This is a genomic window from Bacillus sp. AFS088145 (genome assembly GCF_002564465.1).
GTDB lineage: Bacteria > Bacillota > Bacilli > Bacillales > Bacillaceae_G > Gottfriedia.
Window position 1 is genome coordinate 99140 of record NZ_NUUX01000025.1, and the last position, 21365, is coordinate 120504.

Consider the following 21365-nt stretch of genomic DNA (forward strand, 5'->3'; position numbering starts at 1 on the left):
TAAAGGCAAGCATCCTGTAGTGGAAATTAACATGATGTTACTTTTTTTAATAACAAATTACTTTTTTTTGTAACATGAGAAAAGCACTCCCATGAAGGGAGTGCTTTTTTGTTTATTCAAACTTCGTATCAGCTTTTTTATATTTAACTTCATAGAAACGAAGTAAATCTTTATAAATAATTGAGTTTGAATACTCAAGTGATTTATTTGCTTTTGCTAAGTCTTCTTTAGGTGGTTTTTGTCCTTTTAATTCTTCACCAGTATTTGGATCATACATCTTCTCGCCAGTGTAAATATATTTATCTGTAACAATTGTTCCATCACGGAAAACTACAAAGTTTTTGTGTTTTGGAGAGAAAATATCATTACCAAAGTTGATAGATGTTTTATTTGGATCTTCACCTAATAAGTTTAAAATTGTAGGTTTAACATCAATTTGACCTGCAACTTTATGAATTGTTTCACCCTTAGTTTGTCCAGGTAAGTGGATAAAGAAAGGTACTTTTTGTAATTTAACATGTTCTGCAGGTGTAATGTCTTGTCCTAATACTTCACTCATTGCACGATTATGGTTTTCAGAAATACCATAGTGGTCACCATACATAACAATGATTGTATTATTATATAAACCTTTTGCTTTCATTTCTTCAATGAAATGTTTAAGTGATTCATCTAAATAACGTACTGTTGTTACATAATTATCAACAGTTTGGTCTCCAGTTTTTAAACGTGGAATCATTAAATCCTCATCGTTTAATTCGAATGGATAATGGTTAGTTAGTGTAATCATACGGTTATAGAACGGTTTAGGCTCTGCTACCATTTTGTCTACTGCTTGTTCAACGAAATATTTATCTTTTAGTCCCCAGCCAATTGAAGTAGCTGCAGATACTTTAAAGTCAACTTCATTATAATAACGATCGTAACCTAGACTTGGATACATCATATCTCGGTTCCAGAAAGATTTATTATTTGAATGCATTACTGAAGTGTAATAATTTTGATCCTGTTTAAGAATTGCTGGTGTAGCAGTAAACGTATTACCACTGTTTGTAAAGTAAACAGCACCACGATCTAACGGGAATAAACTATTATCAATTAAGAATTCAGCATCAGATGTTTTACCTTGTCCTGTTTGGTGGTAAAAATTATCAAAATAATAACTTTCTTTCGTAAATTTATTTAAGAAAGGCGTAATTTCTTGTCCATTAATTTTTCGTCCAATTACGAAATTTTGTAATGATTCTAATGAAACTACTACTACGTTTTTACCTTTATATTTACCATGTAATTGTGCATTCACACCTGTATCGTTAGCACGAATAAAGTTTTCGATTCCTGCTAATTCACTATCATCAGCCATCGCTTTTTGAGCAGATGTTTTTGATTGAATAACCATATCATATAAATGATAATTGTATAATCCTAAGAATTTAACAATGTATTCTCTATCAAATGAACGTGTTAATAATTGTGGACGTTCAGTTTCTGCTAATCCAAGGTTAACTAAGAAAATAGCAACCGCTGCTAAGTAATAAGCTGTTCTAGCTTTCCCTTTAATGTTACCAGTAGTAAAGAATTTTTTACCCCAGAAATAATTAACAGCAATTAAGATAAAAATATCAGAAAAAGCTAAGATTGTTTTATAGCTGATCATTGCTTTAACACTTGAACCTAAATCCCCAAAGTTTCGAGTCATAAATAACACTGGAATCGTTACGAAATCGTCAAAGAATGAATAATAAGCCGTATCGGCTACTAAAATAAAGGACATGATTATAGTAATCCAAATAACTGCTCGATTTCGTTTTGGTCCTTTTGCAAAAAGAGCTATACCTATAAATATTAATAATGAAGATATAGGAGCAATTATCAAAATAAATTCTTGCATTGAATTTTCAATTTCTAAATCAAAATAAAATTGGCTTAGAATAGTTGCTTTAATCCATAAAAGGAATACAGCAAGTAACGGGAATCCAAAGTTTTTAATAAACTTTTTCCACATATTCTGTTCCTCCTCTTGTTTAGACTATTAATCTATTTTATCTATTATAAAACAATGTTTGGCATTTCACATATCTATTTTATTGGCATTTAAATACCAAGAATTTTTGAAATGATTCATACAAATTCATACAATTATTAGCTACTAAATGTATGGATCTAAAAAATTCATTTGACGTTACCTTAGTTTTTTTCTAACGTCATTCAATTTATCATAAACTAGTTCCCTCGTCAAATAACTAATTTCTTTTTCAATTCAATACAATAAACATAATAAGGTACTTCAATTAGAAGTACCTTAAATTTAAGTTAAATTTCATTAGTAATAAATTTTTTTACTAAATATGCTGCTCCAATTGCTCCTGCATCATTCCCTAACTTGGCAATCGAAAGTTTTGTCGAATCTCGCACTGTTGTGAAAGCAAATTCGTCAAAATATTTCTTTAAAGGTTTTAATAACAGTTCACCTGCATTTGATACTCCGCCACCAATAATGATATTTTCAGGATTTAAAGTATTTCCAACTCCGGCTAAAACTAAAGCTAGATATCTAATTACATGATTAACGATTTCTTCTGCAACTTCATCACCATTTGAATAAGCTTCAAAAACATCCTTTGTTGTAATTGGTGAATCATTCGACATTTCTCTTAAAATCGTTTCTTTTGTCGTATTTTGTAATTTCTCGTTTGCTATTCTTGCAATTCCTGTAGCTGAAGAAATTGTTTCTAAGCATCCCGTTTTTCCACAATTACATAATACTCCATTTTCAAGTTGTACTGTTATATGACCAATTTCACCTGCAGATCCACTAATTCCATGTGCAACGTCCCCATTTACAATTACGCCTCCGCCGACTCCTGTTCCAAGCGTAACCATTACTACATCTTTTGCTCCATTTCCAGCACCTTTCCACATTTCGCCAACAGCTGCTATATTTGCATCATTATCAACGATTACAGGAATACCTGATTCCTTTTCTAGAATTTCCTTTAAAGGAAAATTAACCCACCCTAAATTTACTGCTGCAAATATAAGTCCATCTTCTAACCGAACCGAACCTGGAGCTCCAATACCGATTCCAGCGATATCTTCTTTTGTCTTATCCATCTCTTTAAGCTTTTCTTCAATTGCAATTGTAATTGTTTTAGGAATATGCTTACCACTATCAGATTTATCTGTTGGTACTTCCCATTTATCGATGAATTCCCCGTTATTTGTTAATAATGCCAATTTAATGCTTGTACCACCTAAATCTACACCTACAATCATTTTAGCCATAATGCCTTCTCCCTTCGCAGTGAAATCGTTTGCAATAGATTCTAAAAAAAAACGATTTCTTCAAACCGTTTTATTTTTTATTTCATCCATTTCTTTTTTTAATATCATGGTAGCAATTTGTAAATCTTTACTTTCAAGTATATTCGCTAAAAATAATTCTTTTAGCTCATCTTGCATTAACATCAAGTCAGCTAATCGATCACCTGTATAAATAAAGGTGCCATAATTCTTTAGAAATTGTTGAATATCATATACGGATTTCATACTTAACTCCTATTATTTTATCTTTCTAAACATGTAATAAGTATAAGTTGGAAACGATTACTCGTCAATGTGAAATACCAAACAAACCATTTATTTTGTAGGCATTTATAATTATTTTTTAGGCTTCATTACTTCTTCTAAAGCTAAATCATTTTTATATAAATATGTAGCGTATTTTATCCCGAGATATCTTATATGCCATGGTTCATAATTGTATTCAGTAATATCTACTTTGTCCTCTGGATAACGAATGATAAATCCAAATTCACGTGCATGGTCTGCAAGCCAATTTCCTTCTTTCGTTTCTCCAAATCCTTGTTCAAGCTTGTTACCGAAATTTGGAGATGATACATCTATTGATAAACCAGTTTGATGTTCGCTTGTACCAGGCACAGCACTAAAAGATTGGGTCCAATCTTCACCATGAATTTGTACATAATAATGATACAAGCTTTTTTGTCGATCAAATGAGCGATATGCGGAAACTGGAGTAAGCTTTATGCCATCTGCTTCTGCTCTTTCAAATAATTTTTCTAAAGCATGAGCTGCCTCTTTTCTCATTAATGTCTTCTCTTTGTTTACACCATGTAAAGGAACGATTGGATAAACTAGATCTGGCGGTTCATACCCATCTGGTAGCTTTCTTTCTTTATTAACTAATACTAAATTAGATGTAGGATTCGTTACAGCTAATAATCCATTCTCAGCTTCGATAGCTGTATCATCGTAATTAGGAAATTTCAACGCAGTCTCTTTAGGATTTTTTAGATGATTTTTAAAATAATTTTGGTTTCCAAAAAATAGAGCTAGTCCAATAATGAATATTACTATTAATATCCATGCGTACTTACTATATATTTTTTTCACAATTACCTCCTTAATTTTTTTTGTTACTTTCACAATATTAAAAGATGGTATATTTTTCAAATAATCTATACACTAAGACCTCTTTCAAATAGAAAGAGGTCTTCACACTTTTGAAAAATAATCTTGTCAATTTATTATCAAATAGCCTTTACTTAGAGTAACGTAACTGTTCTATAATAAACAGTTTGTAGATCAATTAATAACTAACATTAATCTATAAACTAATCATTCTAAATTGTTTTTCTAATCATTAGCTCATAATACTAATGTACGTTTTCTCGATTGACCATTATATATTTCAACACTCTAACAAATAATACCTCTTTCAAATAGAAAGAGGTATTATTTGTACAAGTTTATAAAATAGGTTCCATCGTTTTTCTTAATGTGTCTACGGAGTTTTTAAACTGACGTTGTTCTAATTCATTTAAATCTAGTTCAACAACTTCTCTAATTCCACCACGATTAATTACTGCTGGAACGCCAATATATATATCGTGTTCTCCATATTGTCCATCTAAATATGCAGAAACCGTAATAATACTATTTTCATTTTTCAGAATCGCTTTTGTTAATCTAACTAAGCCCATTCCAATTCCATAGTATGTTGCACCTTTTTTCTTTATAATGTGATATGCGGCATCACGTGTATTTAAAAATATTTCATCAAGCTCTCTTTGGCTGTATTTTGGATTTTTCTTTAATACATGGTGTACTGGTGAGGTACCAACATTTGTTTTAGACCAAACTGGCAGTTCACTATCACCATGTTCACCAATAATATATCCATGGATATTTCTTGCATCAACATTAAAATAATCCCCAAGCATATATCTAAAACGTGCAGTATCTAAACTAGTACCAGATCCGATTACTCTTTCTTTTGGTAGTCCTGAAAATTTCCAAGTTGCATAAGTTAAAATATCTACCGGATTTGTGGCAATTAAAAAGATACCGTCAAATCCTGAAGCCATAATTTCTCCAACAATCCCTTTAAAAATAGCACAATTTTTTGCAACTAAATCTAAACGAGTTTCTCCAGGCTTTTGAGCTGCTCCAGCTGTAATAACGACCAAACTTGCTTCTTTACAATCACTGTAATCCCCAGCCCAAATTTTTGTTCTAGAATCTACAAAAGGCAAACAATGACTTAAATCCATTGCGTCCCCTTCCGCTTTATCTTTATTTAAATCAATCATAACTAATTCTTCGGCAACACCTTTATTTAACATACCAAAAGCATAGCTAGCTCCAACTGCGCCTGTTCCGATAAGTGCGACACGATTTATTTCTTTGTGTAACATAATATCCACCTCATTTGTGTTATAAAAGTGTAAGTAATTGGGACTTCTATATTATATATGTATTTCCACTAAAAGTTTGTGAAACTTTTTACAAATTTGTTACAATATTAGTCGTTTACAAATTTGATTATAATAAGACTCTAATTAAGTCTTAACTATTTTCAAACAAATCGTGTCACATTATGCACTTATTAAATTGCTTCTATTATTCTTGATTCTGTTAAAACCAACGACATTTTAATATCATGTTTTTCTGTTGGTAGTTCATCAATGATTTGAATGTCATAAGCTAAGGCCAAGAGTTGTTTATTATAATCTTCTAAGTAACGATCATAATAACCACCACCATATCCTAGTCGTTCACCATTTTTTGTATATGCTACTCCAGGCACAATTATTAAATCAATAAGTTCTTTTCTTATTTCCTTGCATTTTTCGACTATCGGCTCTTGTATTCCAAAATAACCTTTCTTTAAATCATCAAATGAATTGATTTTGTAAAAATGCATTTTTCTAGTCTCATGGTTGCATTTAGGCACAACAACTGATTTATTCATTTTCCAACAAGCAGTGATTAAATACTTAGTATTTATTTCATGCTCCATAGGCATCGTTGTTGCTATAATATCTGCACTCTTCAATTGTTGTGTATTTAATAATTTTTCTATAATTTGTTTTGACTTTTCTTCTCTTTCCGATACTGAAATATTTTTCAAGTTTTTCATCATAGAACTTCTAATTTCTTTTTTTTCCATAATATTGGCCTCCTTAGGTCAAGATCGAGTTTTCTTAAGTAAAAAAGGTTTATTGATATGTATTCTAATTAAAATTATAAGTATTTAAATATAAAAAAAACAGTAGGAAAATTCCTACTGTTTACTTTGTTTCGCGATGAACTGTAACTTTTTTAAGTCTTGGGCAATATTTTTTAAGCTCAAGACGGTCTGGGTTATTACGTTTATTTTTAGTAGTGATGTAGTTACGATCTCCGCATTCTGTACATGCTAATGTAATATTTACGCGCATTTTATTTTCCCTCCTGACATAGTGACATAATCAGACTTGTATATAATAACATTCTTTCGCGATAATTTCCATAGTTTTTATTGATTCAATGTATTTCTTTTGATTTTTTTTTTATTGAATTATGTACAAACTTATTCTCATAATTCAGAGTATATTTTTGAAAGACAGCTTGATGATGTAAAACACTGCCTTGATCGATTCGAATATTAGAACTAATCGACACATATGGGCCAATTACACAGTTCTCTTCAATCGTAACATCATTCCCAATAATAACGGGAGAAACAATCTTAACATTATTATTTATCGTTACATGCTCACCTAAAAAGATTCTTGGTAATATTTGAACAGCAGGAATAGGTAAGTTTAATTTCTCTTCAATCCAATCTACGTTCAGCTTTGCAAATCTTCTAGGTGTCCCATAATCAATCCAATAACCTTTTAAATGAAAAGCATTTAAACAGATATTATTTTTTAACATTAAAGGAATCAGATCATTACTAATGTCAAAATAACGATTTTCTGGAATTTGATATAATAATTCAGGATTCATAATATAAATTCCAGTATTAACTAATTTACTAATTTCACTACCTTCATTCGGCTTTTCAATAAAATCGATTATTTGTCCATTTTTTACTTTTACATTTCCGTATGATCCACACTTATCAACTTGTTTTACAAACATAGAGAATCTACTTTTACTTTCTAAATGAGTTTTTAATGCGTCTCTAATATCACCGTCAAATAAAATATCACCATTCACTAATAGAAAGGGTTCATGAAGAAAATGCTTAGATAGCCTTAAACAACCAGCAGACCCTAAACTTTTTTCTTCTATAATATATTCAATTGAAACATTTTTTAATTTCATTGCATTGATCGTCTCGATTATTGCTTGGGACATATAATGAAGCTGAATGATAAATTCTTTAAACCCAAGTCTAGTTAAATGTAATATTAAATGCTCAATTGCCGCTCTATTTGCGATTGGTAATAGTGGCTTAGGAATGTTGTTAGTAATTGGTAAAAGCCTTTGACCGTATCCTCCAGCTAAAATAACAACCTTCATTTATTACCACCTCAATATCTTATACTAGTTAAAGAAGTATGCTTCATATTACATAAATATGACAAAAGGGCATTCAGGTAAATTTTGTCTGAACACCCTTTTAATTTATTTAACTGTTATAAACTATAGTCTAATATTATTGATTTAATAAATAATGTTTCCCTTTAACTAAATAATAAATATTCTCTGCAATATTTGTTGCATAATCTGCAATTCTTTCAAGATATCTGCAAATAAATGCCATTTGCATGATATTGGATACATGCTCAGGTGAATTTGCAATACTTGTCATTAAAGTTCTAACAGTAGTGCCATATAATTCGTCAACAATATCATCAATTTCACCAATCTCTTTGGCTGCTTGTAAATCTTCCGTTCGGTATGCTTCTGAAGCTTTTGTTAACATATCTAAGCCAAGTTCATGCATCTTTTCTATATTCTCTAATGGTAAGTTTTCTTGACGACTACGAATACGAATTGTCGATTTTGCAATATTTACTGCATAATCTGCAACTCGTTCAAGATCATGTGCAATCTTAATAGCAGTTAAATTTCTTCTTAAGTCTACAGCAACTGGTTGTTGTCTCGTAATAATCACTAAAATTAATTCATTCACTTCTTTTTCTAATTTATTGATGCGATCATCTTCGTCAATTACTTCTAAAGCTAGTTCTATATTTTCAGTACGAAATGCCTCCATACTTTTAATGACTGCTTTTTTTGTTTTCTCAGCCAATTCGATAATCATTTCTTGTAATGTTTTTAAGTCTGCTTCAAATTGATTTCTCATCTCTTTTCACCTGTTCCCTTCTATTATCCGAATCGTCCAGTAATATAGTCTTCAGTACGTTTATCTTTAGGTGTTGAGAACAGTTTATTTGTATCTGAGAACTCAACTACTTCACCGCTTAAAAAGAATGCAGTTTTATCAGAAACACGGGCTGCTTGTTGCATATTATGTGTCACAATAATAATACTAAAATCCTTCTTTAAATCGTGAATCAACTCTTCAACTTTTAAAGTTGAGATAGGATCTAATGCTGACGTAGGCTCATCCATCAAAATAACATCTGGCTCGATTGCTAAACAGCGCGCGATACATAAACGTTGTTGTTGCCCTCCTGAAAGACCAAAAGCATTCTCATGCAAACGATCTTTAACCTCATCCCAAATTGCTGCGCCTTTTAAACTATTTTCAACAATCTGATTTAATGTAGCTTTATCTTTAATACCATGTATTTTCGGTCCATATGCAACGTTTTCCCAAATTGATTTAGGGAATACATTTGGCTTTTGGAATACCATTCCTACGTGCGTTCTTAATTCTTCAACAGGATAGTTTTTGTCGAAAATATCTTGTTCGCGGTAAAGGATCTTGCCTTCTGTTCGAACTGAAGGAACTAACTCAACCATACGATTTAACGTTTTTAAATAAGTCGATTTACCACATCCACTAGGTCCAATAATCGCAGTAACTTCATTCTCATAAATACTTAAATTTATATTTTTTAATGCTTTATCTTGTCCATACCATAAATTCAAATCTTGAGTATCATAAACAATCGATTTTTTTACGATTGTATTAATCTCTTCAATATCATCGTTTTTAATTGTATTTTCTCTATTTAATGTCATTGTCATAACTTTCGATCCCCTCTCATCCTAAAGGAAGCTTTCTATTTTTGATAGATAAAATATTAACTAAACAATAGATAAAATTTATAATCGTTTAAAATCAGTAATACGTTACATGAATAATCATATTCTCAAACTATTAAACCTGTTTTAACCGAATGTAAAGATTATGTAAATAAGTTCAGAAGGTGAAGGAAGGGTGTAGAAAAGGAGTGTTTTCCAAATAAAAAAGAGAAGGGTTTAACCCCTTCTCTTCTTATTGATTTTTATTTTGAGTATCTTGACTATCTTGATTGTCTTGGTTATCTAAATTGTCTTTTGGTTCGTCATTATAAATTGATTGTCTTTCTTTTTTCAATTTAAAGTATTCATCCATAATATCTCGGCCAATGTATTTATTTACTGGCGCTTGGTCAGTTTGCAACCAAGGAACTACTACTACAAAGGCAATTTCAGGATTGTCATACGGAGCATATCCCATCAATGTTTCATTATAAGTTTTTTGTGGCCCATTGTATTTTTTACGATCTGGACCGTCGTAAAATGATTGGGCTGTACCTGTTTTACCAGCTATTTTATAGTCTACGCCTAAGAAGTATTTTCGAGCAGTACCACCAGTCTCATTATATACTTTGATAAAACCTTGTTTAACATGATTGATGTATGAATCTTTCATATCAATACGATTTAAAACTTTAGGCTTAATTTCTTGTCTAATGACACCTGTATCTTCACCGATTGAAGGTTGTCTCAATTCTTTCGCAACATGTGGTTGAATTCTGTAACCTCCATTTGCGATTGTAGATACATATTGAGCTAATTGAAGTGGTGTATAAGTATCATACTGCCCAATCGCCATATCTAGTAGGAAACCTGGGTTTTTATCTACACCTTTAAATCCAATTGCTTCATTAGGTAAATCAATTCCAGTTTTAACACCAAGTCCGAATTGACTGAAACTTTTTCGGAATGTATCAAACGCTTTAACGTCGATATCTAGAGGCTTATTCTCTACGTAATGTGCATGTCCAATAGCCATTGCCGTTCTGAACATATAAACGTTTGATGAATATTTTAGTGCATCTAAATCATTAATCCATCCGAAGTTTTTATATGACGCTTTTACTGGTGTACCTGCAATTTTAATCGGTGTATCGAATTGCCTTTGTCCTGGAGTAATTGCTCCTGTTTGATAACCAGTTAAAAGTGTTGCACCTTTTACTGTTGAACCCATCTCATAAGATGAAGTAAGATTTCCAGTTGCATAATCGACAACTTTATTTTTTCCTGTCTTTTTGTCTTTAACAATTTGCTTTCCTGACATTGCTAAAACTTCACCCGTATTCGGGTTTATCATCGTAACAAATGCACGGTCCAAATATCGACCATTTGACGTTCCTTTAGCTTTTAAGAGCTCTCTTTTTACAATTTCATCAACTTTACCTTGAAGTTCAATATCAATTGATAGTACTAAATCACTTCCAGGTTCCCCTTCTGTAATCACTTTCGTATCAATAACATTTCCATTTGAATCAATAACATTTTGTGCCTTACCTTTTGTACCCCGTAAAACATCTTCATATTGTTTTTCTATATAACTTTTTCCTACGCGATCATTACGGTCATAACCACGTGCTAAATAATAATCTACATTCTGAGCAGGTAATCCTTCTTTTTCAGAAGTAATATTACCTAAAATTGTTCGGAACGTATCACCATAAACGTATTTTCGTTCCCAATTTGTTGTTACATCTACACCTGGAAGCTGATCCAAATGTTCACTAACTGTGGCATATTCTTTTTCAGTAACTCCCTCACTTTTAATTGATTGTGGGGTTAGTGCATAACCAACGCTCATTTGCTTGTAAATTGCAAGTATTTGTAAGTCATTTGCACTCAGTGAATTAATATCAGCTGCTGTAATTTTATCAAGCTGTAAATTATAGTAAGCCTTATTGTAAGCAGCGTCATCATCTTTATTTTGGGCTTTTAGTGCTTTATCCTCTTCTTTTGAAACTAGTTTTTTTGCCTCTTTAGGATTTGTTAATAACCAATAATCTTTTCGATCTCGTTCAGTTATTTTATTAGTTGGCATCTTAAGATAACTTTTTAACTTTGTAGCCATTGTTAATAACTCACCTGAAGTTGTCCCTTTTTTTCTTGTATACGTAATTGTACGTAAAGGCGTATTATCTACGACAACCTTTCCGTTACGATCTAAAATTTTTCCCCTTGGAACAGCTTGATCGACGGTCATATTTTCTGTACGCTCTAATTCTAATTTATAGTCTTCACCTTTAACAATTTGTACGACACCTAATCTTAGAATTAAAAAAGAAAATAAGACAAACACAAGAAAAAATAGTGTATTCAGTCGTGTTGGTAATGTGATTTTATATTTCTTAGGCTTATTCATTTTTTCTCCTCTTTTTTCAACAATTACTAATTCTAATTCTACATATTAATATTTTAATGATTTGGAAAAAGAATCACTGCTAAGTTTTTGACAATTTAGTGACAATACTTAAGCATGCTTATATTCTAATTTTCTCATTACGAAATAGACCAAAAAGTGTCCTGCACCAAATAAACACATTAATAATGGAATAACTTGTTCTGGTTGGAATAGTGATGTACATACAATAAAAACTGCAATAGAAAACATTCTACCGCTATTTAAATACACTTCACGTATTACGATATATTCCACTCTATATTCCCTGGCCTTATACGATTTTCCTATTATATCATATGTTAAAGATAAGTAAGGTACTAAAATGATTGGATATGCCAAAGAAATTATTGCACCGTAAATGATTAATAAAGGAAACGAAACTTTAAAAGCGATTACAAAAACAGCGCAGAATAATAGAAAACCACCAATAAATATAGCTTTCATTCTAAAATTTTCTTTTATAATTCTTGTAACAATATAATAGGTAATAAAGCTAATTAACGATGTAATTAATCCGTATTTCCCTAGAGCAAATTCACTTCCTGTAGATAAGAAAATATAAATTGAAATAACAAACATAAAAATCCCTTCACGAATCCCCTGAAAGAAATTAGCATAAGTTACTTTCCGCCAATTTTCATTTAATTTTCTTTCTTGAATGACGCGCTTAATATTGAATTCACTATCAAGTTCCCGTCTAACTAAGAAACAACTTAAGACAACTGCACATATAAATAAAATAACTGCAGCAAGAAACACAAAATGATAACCTTTATTTCCGATCATTGAAGAAATAATCGCTCCAGCTATAAATGGGCCAAGCATTCCCGTGAACGAATTAATTAGCCCTAAAAAACCATTAAAAAATTGTCTAGTTTCAGGTTCAGTAACTTCAAACGTTAATAAGTTAAACGCTAAATAGTAACAACCATTACCTACCCCTAAAATCGCTCCAATCAAAATTGTTGCTAATAATGTCTTCGTTTCAAATAGTAAAACGACTATGTAGAATATTGCCAAAAAAGAAATACCCACTCTTAAAATGACAACTCGATCAATTGTTTTAGCTAATCTGCCTGCTATTACGAATGTAAGAGCTTGAAAAAATGCGATCGAAAATTGGTACGAAGCAATTGGTAAATAATTATTTGATTGCTTCCACAAATAAACATTTACAAATGTGCTAGATAAAGCTGTCGCTAAAGTAAACAATCCACCGACACTCAGCAAAAGAATTAAATCTTTATTTAAATCTACGTCACCTAATAAAAATTTCCACTTACTCATATTAAACTCTCCTTTGTCTCATGAACTAGTTTTCCGAGTAAATGAAAATTTATCCTTTTTTAAACATAAAAAAAAACACTACTTAAATAAATTAAGTAGTGTTCATTTTTTATAAATTATTTTGCAGCTTGGTATAATTCTTCTACTTTTTCCCAGTTTACTACATTCCAGAATGCACCAACGTAATCAGGGCGTTTGTTTTGGTAGTTTAAGTAGTAAGCATGCTCCCATACATCTAAACCTAAGATAGGAGTTTTGCCTTCCATTAAAGGTGAATCTTGGTTAGCTGTGCTAGTCACTTCTAACTCACCATTGTTTACTACTAACCAAGCCCAACCAGAACCGAAACGAGTTAATGCAGCTTGAGTGAAAGCAGCTTTTAACTCATCTAAGCTACCAAATTTAGCGTTAATTGCTTCAGCAACTTCACCAACTGGAGTGCCTGTGCCTTCTGGAGTTAATAAAGTCCAGAATAAGCTATGGTTAGCATGTCCGCCACCATTGTTACGTACAGCTGTACGGATACCTTCTGGAAGTGCATCTAAGTTTGAAATTAATTCTTCAATTGAAGAAGCAGCTACTTCTTTACCTTCTAAAGCAGCGTTTAAGTTTGTTACATATGTATTGTGGTGACGAGTGTGGTGAATATTCATCGTTTCTTTATCAAAGTGTGGCTCTAATGCATCATAAGCATAAGGTAATTGTGGTAATTCAAATTTTGACATTTTTTATTTCCTCCCAAAGATAATAGTGAATTTCAATTTAAAGTTATCAAATAAACTGAAAGATTTCAATAGTAATGCTCAGAAAAGGGAAAGAAAGTAAAAAAGATTAATTTTTGGAAGAAAATTATTTAAGCGTTGTGGATCATAGAAGATATAAAAAACGAAAAAAATCTTCAACATGAAAGTTGAAGACTTTTTCACTAATTAAGGAGTAAGAGGGATTCGAACCCCCGCGGGCTGTTACACCCCTGTCGGTTTTCAAGACCGATCCCTTCAGCCGGACTTGGGTATTACTCCATAATAAAATATTGGTAGCGGCGGAGGGAGTCGAACCCACGACCTCACGGGTATGAACCGTACGCTCTAGCCAGCTGAGCTACACCGCCAAACTATATAAATGGCTCCGCAGGTAGGGTTCGAACCTACGACCACTCGGTTAACAGCCGAGTGCTCTACCACTGAGCTACTGCGGAATAATTTATGTTGTCCTTAAGACAATATTTAATTTATCATGTTTCAAACTAGACGTCAACACTTTTTATTATTTTTTTGATTATTAATTTATATTAACTATTTTTTAGTGAAAATAAATTGTTTTATCGAGATTTAAAGCCAAACTTAAATACGATCCTTAAACCATTGTCTTGCTCTTCTTATTTACTCTTATCATTTTAATTAAAGTTTAATATTCAATGACCAAAAAAAGATTATAATATACAAAATAGCCCGAAAGTTACATAATAAATGTCGGGAAGTGAAATAACATTAAATAAGAAAGGATGAGTTTATGAATATATTTAAACAATTTTGGTTTAGTTTATACTCTCCAAAAACAATATCAAGATATAGACTCCAAAAAATCGGTAAAACAATCTTTTTTCTTTTCCTACTAGCAATTTTATATACTCTTCCGGGTTTCTTTTCATTTGAAAAAAATGTAAAGCTTCAGGTCAACAATGTTTCTGATTTACTTAAAGACAATATACAGTCAATTTCTTTAAACAAAGGAGCTATAACAATTAACGATAATACGCCGTTCGAACGAAATATCGGCGAATATAAATATGCTTTTTATCCAAATGAAACAGTTATACCTTCAAAATTAAAAAATGAACAATTTGCTGTTGTTGTTTTAAAAAATAGAGTAATTATAAAAAATGATAAAGGCGAGCAAGATTTTCCTTACCCTTCATTAAAATCTACAAAAATAAACAAAGCAGACGTTTCAAAATTTATTAAAAATATAAAAGAAGCTCTTCCAGTATTTTTAATCGCATTATTTTTCCTATTTTATTTAGGATCTTGTATCTTCATATTTATAGTTGCTACATTATTAGCGTTTTTAACAGCTTTATTTAAATCGACTAAGCACTTGCCTTTTAGACAACGCTTTGCAATGGTATCATATAGCTTAACACTACCTACTGTTATCTATTTATTGCTAGGGTTATTGAAAATAAATATTCCATTCCAAACTTTAATTTTTATTTTAATTACAGTTGGTATGTACACATTAACAATTAAAAATTTACCTTCTAAAAAATAATGTTTACTGAAGTGTGTTTCACACTTCTTTTTTTTTGCTAAAATATTTATTAGTCCAAGCTCCTAGTAGGAATATTCGTTGTGGACAAGCATATAGTCTACAAAAGGAGTGATTATTAATGAAAAAAATAGCTTTTTTACTAGGTTCTTTATTGCTTGCATATATAATATTTTTTGACCTACAAGTAGGGACGATCCCAACTAAACATATTGCTACAGTGGCAAAAGCAACAAAATCAGAAACAAAAGCAACCTCACTTCCAAAATATGAAAAAATTCAAGTTAAAAATGGTGACACTGTTTTAGGAATTATCGAAGACCTTAACCCTGATTTTAACCAGCCAATTAGCCAAATTACAAAAGATTTTAGTGCATTAAACAATGGACTTTCACCTACTAAAATTCAAAGTGGAAAATCATATAAATTCCCAATTTACTCTTCACAAAAATAAAATTTGTGATATATTTCTTTAGAACCAGTTGATAAAAAGAGTAATCATGTAGAAAATATGATAATGTAGATTTATACAAAATAGAAATAAAGTTATTTTTGAAGGAGCGAGTTACTCGTGAACGAAATTACACATAGAAGTAAAACACGTGCAGTTAAAGTAGGTAATGTAGTTGTTGGTGGAGCGAATGAAATTTCTATCCAAAGTATGACAACGACAAAAACACACGATGTTGAAGCAACAGTTGCAGAAATTAAACGACTTGAAGAAGCTGGATGTCAGATTGTTCGAGTTGCAGTACCAGACGAAAGAGCTGCGAATGCAATTGCTGATATTAAAAAACAAATTAACATACCACTTGTTGCAGATATACACTTTGATTATAAATTAGCCTTAAAAGCAATTGAAGGTGGAGTAGATAAAATAAGAATTAATCCAGGTAATATCGGTCGTAAAGAAAAAGTTGAAGCAGTTGTAAATGCTGCTAAAGCTAAAGGAATTCCAATTCGTATCGGTGTTAATGCTGGTTCATTAGAAAAACGAATCTTAGAGAAATATGGTTACCCAACTGCTGATGGAATGGTTGAAAGTGCATTACATCATATTAAAATCCTTGAAGATTTAGATTTCCATGACATCATCGTTTCGATGAAAGCATCTGATGTAAACCTAGCAATTGAGGCATATGAAAAAGCTTCAAAAGCATTCAATTATCCTTTACATTTAGGTATTACTGAATCAGGTACTTTATTTGCTGGTACAGTTAAGAGTGCCGCTGGTTTAGGTGCAATCATTAGTAAAGGGATCGGAAATACAATGCGTATCTCATTAAGCGCAGATCCAGTTGAAGAAGTAAAAGTTGCAAGAGAATTACTTAAATCTTTCGGTTTATCTTCAAACGCTGCGACATTAATTTCTTGCCCTACATGTGGTCGAATTGAAATTGACTTAATTAGTATTGCGAATGATGTTGAAGAATACATTTCAACATTAAAAGTACCAATTAAAGTTGCCGTACTTGGATGTGCAGTAAACGGTCCTGGTGAAGCACGCGAAGCAGACATCGGTATTGCTGGAGCTCGTGGTGAAGGATTACTATTCCGTCACGGGGAAATCGTACGTAAAGTACCAGAAGCAACAATGGTTGAAGAACTAAAACGCGAAATCGACATCATTGCCAAAGAAAAACTAGCTGAACTAGAAGCAGCAAAAGGTTAATATAACAAAAAGGTTAAGGACACTGCTCCTTAACCTTTTTATTTTTTCCTATTTTGTCAAATCGAATAATCTTGAGGAATAAATACCTTCAATTCATTAGGACGGACAAATACCCTTTCTCCAAGTTGAATATGTAGTTCGTAAAATAATTCGTTCATGAGTTCAATTTCAACATAATCATTTGTATCCTCTCGTAGGACTTCCACATATACTATAGGCCCTACAGCATGAATATGGGTTACGATTGCACTAATCGACGTTTGATTTGTTTCAAATTTTTCGATCGAAATTTGATGAGGACGAACATAACCAGTAACCTCTTTATGTTCTTTATGTTCTTGTTCATCTAATTCGGGTAACGGGATTTCTAATCCTCCACTTATTAAGCTCCCCTTATTGATCCTTCCATGAAATAAATTGACTTTACCAAGAAAATCATAAACAAACGGACTTGCTGGCGTATGGTAAACTTCTTCAGGTGTTCCGATTTGTTCAATCGTCCCTCCATTCATAATGACAACTCGATCTGCAACTTCAAGTGCTTCCTCTTGATCATGTGTTACAAATATACTCGTAATATGAATCTCATCATGGAGTTTACGTAACCATCTTCTTAAATCCTTTCGAACTTTTGCATCTAATGCCCCAAATGGTTCATCTAATAATAATACACTTGGTTCAACAGCTAATGCCCTTGCTAATGCAACACGTTGTCTTTGACCACCAGATAATTGAGAAGGAAATCGATTTGCAAAGCTTTCTAATTTTACTAAAGATAGTAATTCCATTACTTTCTCATTAATTTTTCTTTTTAAAGGACGTGTAGCTCTTGGTCTAACCTTCAAACCAAAAGCAATATTTTCAAAAACAGTCATGTGCTGAAATAAAGCATAATGTTGGAATACAAATCCTACATTTCTTTCTTTTACCTGTACATTTGCTACATCCTGATCTTCAAAAAATATTTCACCCAAATCTGGATTTTCTAAACCGGCAATTATACGCAACAATGTTGTTTTACCCGACCCGGATGGACCTAATAAAGCAACCAATTCCCCTTTTTTTATATTTAAATCAATTCCTTTTAAGGCAGTTTCATTTTCATAACTTTTTATTACATTTGAAACTTTAATTGACATACAATCCTCTCCTATTGTTTCTCTTCCTTTAGAACTTTCCATTCAATTATATTTTTAATAACTAATGTCAGAATCGCAAAAATGGACATGAGTGACGCAACTGTATATGCTTGCGGAAATTGGTACTCATTATATAAATTTTCAATATGAAGTGGCATTGTAATTGTTTCTCCGCGAATATGCCCAGATACAACTGATACAGCACCAAATTCTCCAACCGCTCTTGCATTGCATAATATAACGCCATACAATAGTCCCCATTTAATTTTCGGAAGTGTCACCTTCCAAAAAATATGCCATCCGTTCGCACCCAAAGTTAGTGCAGCCTCTTCTTCAGCACTCCCTGTAGCCTGCATAACCGCAATTAATTCTTTCGCTACAAAAGGCAATGTGACAAAAATAGTTGCTAAAACAATACCTGGGGTTGAAAAAATGATTTTCAAATTATGTTCCTTTAACCAACCACCAAAAATCCCATTATTCGGACTAAATAATAGAACAAATAAAAATCCTGCTACAACTGGCGACACTGCAAAAGGTAGTTCAATTAACGTTACTAATATATTTTTTCCTTTAAAATTAAATTTCGTTGTAGCCCACGCAATCGAAACACCAAAAATCGCATTAAGCGGTAACGTAATAATCGTCACCAAAAACGTCAATTTAATTGCTGCTAACGTCTCATCATTTACAATCGCTTCTTTATAAACTCCAAAACCATCTTGTAAAGCCTTTATAAAAATGGAAACTAATGGAAGAAATAAAAATAGCGCTAAAAAAAGTATGACAATACTAATTAAAATGATCGGAAACGTATTGCCGTTCAATTTTGCTTTTTTCTCGGTACTAGCATTCACTTCTATTTTTCTCTCTATCTTAAATTCTCTTTCCATTCTTAACTCTTACCCCCTTGAACAAAAGCACGATTTGCGTATCTTTGAAAAATACTAATGATCAATAAGAGTAAGAAAGAAGTTACTAATAACACAACTGCAAGTGCGGTTGCACCCGAGTAATCATATTGCTCTAATTTTGTCATTATTAACAACGGTGTAATTTCAGTCTTCATTGGCATATTGCCCGAAATAAACACGACAGACCCATACTCACCTAATGATCTTGCGAATGCTAAAGAAAATCCAGTCAATAATGCTGGTAAAATCCCTGGAAAAATTACCTTCCAAAAAATTTGAAAACGGTTTGCACCTAGACTTGCTGCTGCTTCCTCCACATCTTTTTGAAAATTTTCAAGAACAGGTTGAACCATTCTAACTACAAATGGTAACCCGATAAATGTAAGAGCTACAATAATCCCGAGTGGTGTATAAGCAACTTTGAAAGAGAAAAATCTTCCAACCCAACCATCAGGAGAATACAATGTTGTTAAAGTAATACCAGCAACTGCAGTCGGTAATGCAAAAGGTAAATCAATGAATGCATCTACAATTCGTTTTCCAGGAAAACGATAACGTACAAGCACCCAAGCTACTAATAAACCAAAAACAGCGTTAATAATCGCCGAAATAAAGGCAGTTCCAAAACTTACTTTATAAGACATTAGTACTCTATGTTCACTAACAATTTTAAAAAATTTTGACCAGCCTATATCGAAAGAATGTAAAAACAGCATCGATACCGGAAGAAAAATAAAAAAACTTATATATAATATTGAAAATCCAAAGGTTAATCCAAATCCAGGTAGGATTCTTTTCCGCTTCTTAAACAAATTCTGTCAATCCTCCTTTAAATAAAAATCAAATAAAGAAGACTTGGCTTAAGCTCCAGTAAAACGCCCAATAAAGTCCAATGTCCTCCTTATTTTCCACTTACGTGATTATTGATAAATTTGGTCGAATACTCCACCATCATCAAAATGCTTCGATTGAGCTTTACTCCATCCTCCGAAATCTTTATCAATTGTTAACAATGGCAGGCTAGGATATTGTTCACTATATTTAGCAAGTATCTCTTTATCTCTCGGACGATAATAATTTTCTGCAATGATCTTTTGACCTTCTTTACTATAAAGATAAGATAAGTAGGCCTTTGCCACTTCTTCAGTTTTCTTTTCCTTCACATTTTTATCAACAACCGCAACAGGTGGCTCAGCTAGAATACTAATCGAAGGATATACAATTTTATATTTCCCTTCACCTAATTCCTTAACAGAAAGTAATGCTTCATTTTCCCATGCAATTAATACATCTCCAATTCCTTTTTCAACAAATGTAGTTGTTGAACCACGTGCGCCTGTATCTAATACTGGAACGTTTTTATATAATTTCTTCATAAACGCTTTTACTTTTTTCTCATCACCATTATATTTTTTGTCTGCATAGCCCCAAGCAGCTAAATAATTCCACCTTGCACCACCCGAAGTTTTTGGATTTGAAGTAATTACTTGAACTCCTTTTTTTGTTAAATCATCCCAATCCTTAATATTTTTCGGATTTCCTTTCCTTACTAAAAAAACAATTGTTGATGTATAAGGAGTTGAATTGTATTTAAATTCTTTTTGCCAATTAGGGGATATTAGTTGTGCTTTTTCATTGATCGAGTCAATATCATATCCAAGAGCTAGTGTAACTACATCAGCATCTAATCCGTCAATTACTGCCCTAGCTTGCTTTCCAGAACCACCATGAGATTGTTTAATTGTTACAGTTTGGTTATGTTCTTTTTCCCAATATTTACTGAAAGCTTTATTATAATTTTCATATAATTCACGAGTTGGATCATAAGAAACATTTAACAATTCCACATTTTTATTTGCTACTTCAGTATTAGTAGCCTTCGATTTATCATCCTTCAAGGTCGCATACAATACTCCCGAAACTGCTAATACAACAACTACCGAGCTAATAATCCAATTTTTTGCCCCCACAATGATCTGCCCCTCTCAATTTCAATTTTCCGATTTTTATTTGTACCCATCTCTACACTTCAACACATTAAAATCTCCCCTTTAAGGCACAAATGTAAAGAAAACTTGTCGATTGCCTAGGCTTTTAGGCGAAGGCAGAGACGTAATTGCACTTATACTTTCTTCCTATAATGGCAGATGCCGAGACTCTTCATCGCCGCCAATTTA

General features: G+C 32.1%; 20 protein-coding genes and 3 tRNA genes. 3 read left to right on the forward strand and 20 right to left on the reverse strand.

Features of this window, described 5'->3' with window-relative positions:
* Positions 1-112 precede the first annotated feature (112 nt).
* The 16 genes from COI44_RS16140 to COI44_RS16215 form a co-directional block, all read right to left on the reverse strand.
* On the reverse strand, positions 113-2005 hold the full coding sequence (locus COI44_RS16140) for an LTA synthase family protein (protein WP_098428840.1): 1893 nt from the start codon (positions 2003-2005) through the stop codon (positions 113-115).
* Positions 2006-2313: 308 nt separating this feature from the next.
* Positions 2314-3288 carry an ROK family glucokinase gene (locus tag COI44_RS16145; RefSeq protein ID WP_098428841.1) on the reverse strand — a complete coding sequence of 325 codons (975 nt, stop codon included), beginning with the start codon at positions 3286-3288 and terminating at the stop codon, positions 2314-2316.
* Positions 3289-3345: 57 nt separating this feature from the next.
* Positions 3346-3549: a YqgQ family protein gene (locus tag COI44_RS16150; RefSeq protein WP_098428842.1), complete on the reverse strand. Its 204-nt coding sequence runs from the start codon at positions 3547-3549 to the stop codon at positions 3346-3348.
* A 111-nt stretch (positions 3550-3660) separates the two neighbouring features.
* Positions 3661-4407 (reverse strand): M15 family metallopeptidase, encoded by a 747-nt coding sequence (locus COI44_RS16155; RefSeq protein ID WP_483295491.1) that lies wholly within the window; start codon positions 4405-4407, stop codon positions 3661-3663.
* A gap of 365 nt (positions 4408-4772) precedes the next feature.
* Complete coding sequence (locus COI44_RS16160) at positions 4773-5720, reverse strand: L-lactate dehydrogenase (protein ID WP_098428844.1); 948 nt, start codon at positions 5718-5720, stop codon at positions 4773-4775.
* A gap of 191 nt (positions 5721-5911) precedes the next feature.
* A complete protein-coding gene (locus COI44_RS16165) occupies positions 5912-6475 on the reverse strand; it encodes a 5-formyltetrahydrofolate cyclo-ligase (RefSeq protein WP_098428845.1) in 564 nt (187 codons plus the stop codon).
* A gap of 121 nt (positions 6476-6596) precedes the next feature.
* The gene (gene rpmG / locus COI44_RS16170; protein ID WP_056475024.1) at positions 6597-6746 is read right to left on the reverse strand and encodes a 50S ribosomal protein L33; all 150 of its coding nucleotides are present in this window, start codon (positions 6744-6746) and stop codon (positions 6597-6599) included.
* A gap of 85 nt (positions 6747-6831) precedes the next feature.
* Positions 6832-7818: a nucleotidyltransferase family protein gene (locus COI44_RS16175; protein WP_098428846.1), complete on the reverse strand. Its 987-nt coding sequence runs from the start codon at positions 7816-7818 to the stop codon at positions 6832-6834.
* 136 nt (positions 7819-7954) lie between these two features.
* On the reverse strand, positions 7955-8608 hold the full coding sequence (gene phoU, locus COI44_RS16180) for a phosphate signaling complex protein PhoU (protein ID WP_098428847.1): 654 nt from the start codon (positions 8606-8608) through the stop codon (positions 7955-7957).
* Between the two features lie 23 nt (positions 8609-8631).
* The gene (pstB, locus tag COI44_RS16185) at positions 8632-9453 is read right to left on the reverse strand and encodes a phosphate ABC transporter ATP-binding protein PstB (protein WP_483295492.1); all 822 of its coding nucleotides are present in this window, start codon (positions 9451-9453) and stop codon (positions 8632-8634) included.
* A 256-nt stretch (positions 9454-9709) separates the two neighbouring features.
* Positions 9710-11869 (reverse strand): peptidoglycan D,D-transpeptidase FtsI family protein, encoded by a 2160-nt coding sequence (locus tag COI44_RS16190; RefSeq protein WP_098428849.1) that lies wholly within the window; start codon positions 11867-11869, stop codon positions 9710-9712.
* Positions 11870-11977: 108 nt separating this feature from the next.
* On the reverse strand, positions 11978-13195 hold the full coding sequence (locus COI44_RS16195) for an MFS transporter (protein WP_098428850.1): 1218 nt from the start codon (positions 13193-13195) through the stop codon (positions 11978-11980).
* Between the two features lie 116 nt (positions 13196-13311).
* Positions 13312-13920, reverse strand: a complete 609-nt coding sequence (locus tag COI44_RS16200; RefSeq protein WP_088010981.1) for a superoxide dismutase — start codon at positions 13918-13920, stop codon at positions 13312-13314.
* A gap of 207 nt (positions 13921-14127) precedes the next feature.
* A tRNA-Ser gene (locus tag COI44_RS16205) sits at positions 14128-14217 on the reverse strand.
* 12 nt (positions 14218-14229) lie between these two features.
* Positions 14230-14306 (reverse strand) — tRNA-Met (locus tag COI44_RS16210).
* Positions 14307-14318: 12 nt separating this feature from the next.
* A tRNA-Asn gene (locus COI44_RS16215) sits at positions 14319-14393 on the reverse strand.
* Positions 14394-14707: 314 nt separating this feature from the next.
* Between COI44_RS16215 and COI44_RS16220 the strand changes: the two genes are divergently transcribed.
* The 3 genes from COI44_RS16220 (at position 14708) to ispG (ending at position 17135) form a co-directional block, all read left to right on the forward strand.
* The gene (locus COI44_RS16220; RefSeq protein WP_098428851.1) at positions 14708-15466 is read left to right on the forward strand and encodes a DUF1189 domain-containing protein; all 759 of its coding nucleotides are present in this window, start codon (positions 14708-14710) and stop codon (positions 15464-15466) included.
* Between the two features lie 118 nt (positions 15467-15584).
* Positions 15585-15917, forward strand: a complete 333-nt coding sequence (locus COI44_RS16225; RefSeq protein WP_098428852.1) for a hypothetical protein — start codon at positions 15585-15587, stop codon at positions 15915-15917.
* A 117-nt stretch (positions 15918-16034) separates the two neighbouring features.
* The gene (gene ispG, locus COI44_RS16230) at positions 16035-17135 is read left to right on the forward strand and encodes a flavodoxin-dependent (E)-4-hydroxy-3-methylbut-2-enyl-diphosphate synthase (protein WP_098233313.1); all 1101 of its coding nucleotides are present in this window, start codon (positions 16035-16037) and stop codon (positions 17133-17135) included.
* Positions 17136-17191: 56 nt separating this feature from the next.
* On the opposite strand, the gene COI44_RS16235 is transcribed toward ispG, so the two are convergent.
* The 4 genes from COI44_RS16235 to COI44_RS16250 all read right to left on the reverse strand — a co-directional run bounded on the left by COI44_RS16235 (position 17192) and on the right by COI44_RS16250 (position 21098).
* Positions 17192-18274, reverse strand: a complete 1083-nt coding sequence (locus COI44_RS16235; RefSeq protein ID WP_098428853.1) for a sulfate/molybdate ABC transporter ATP-binding protein — start codon at positions 18272-18274, stop codon at positions 17192-17194.
* Positions 18275-18285: 11 nt separating this feature from the next.
* The gene (cysW, locus tag COI44_RS16240; protein WP_098428854.1) at positions 18286-19167 is read right to left on the reverse strand and encodes a sulfate ABC transporter permease subunit CysW; all 882 of its coding nucleotides are present in this window, start codon (positions 19165-19167) and stop codon (positions 18286-18288) included.
* 2 nt (positions 19168-19169) lie between these two features.
* Complete coding sequence (cysT, locus tag COI44_RS16245) at positions 19170-20000, reverse strand: sulfate ABC transporter permease subunit CysT (protein ID WP_098428855.1); 831 nt, start codon at positions 19998-20000, stop codon at positions 19170-19172.
* A 108-nt stretch (positions 20001-20108) separates the two neighbouring features.
* Entirely contained in the window at positions 20109-21098 is a 990-nt protein-coding gene (locus tag COI44_RS16250) for a sulfate ABC transporter substrate-binding protein (RefSeq protein WP_179887152.1), read from the reverse strand.
* Positions 21099-21365 lie beyond the last annotated feature (267 nt).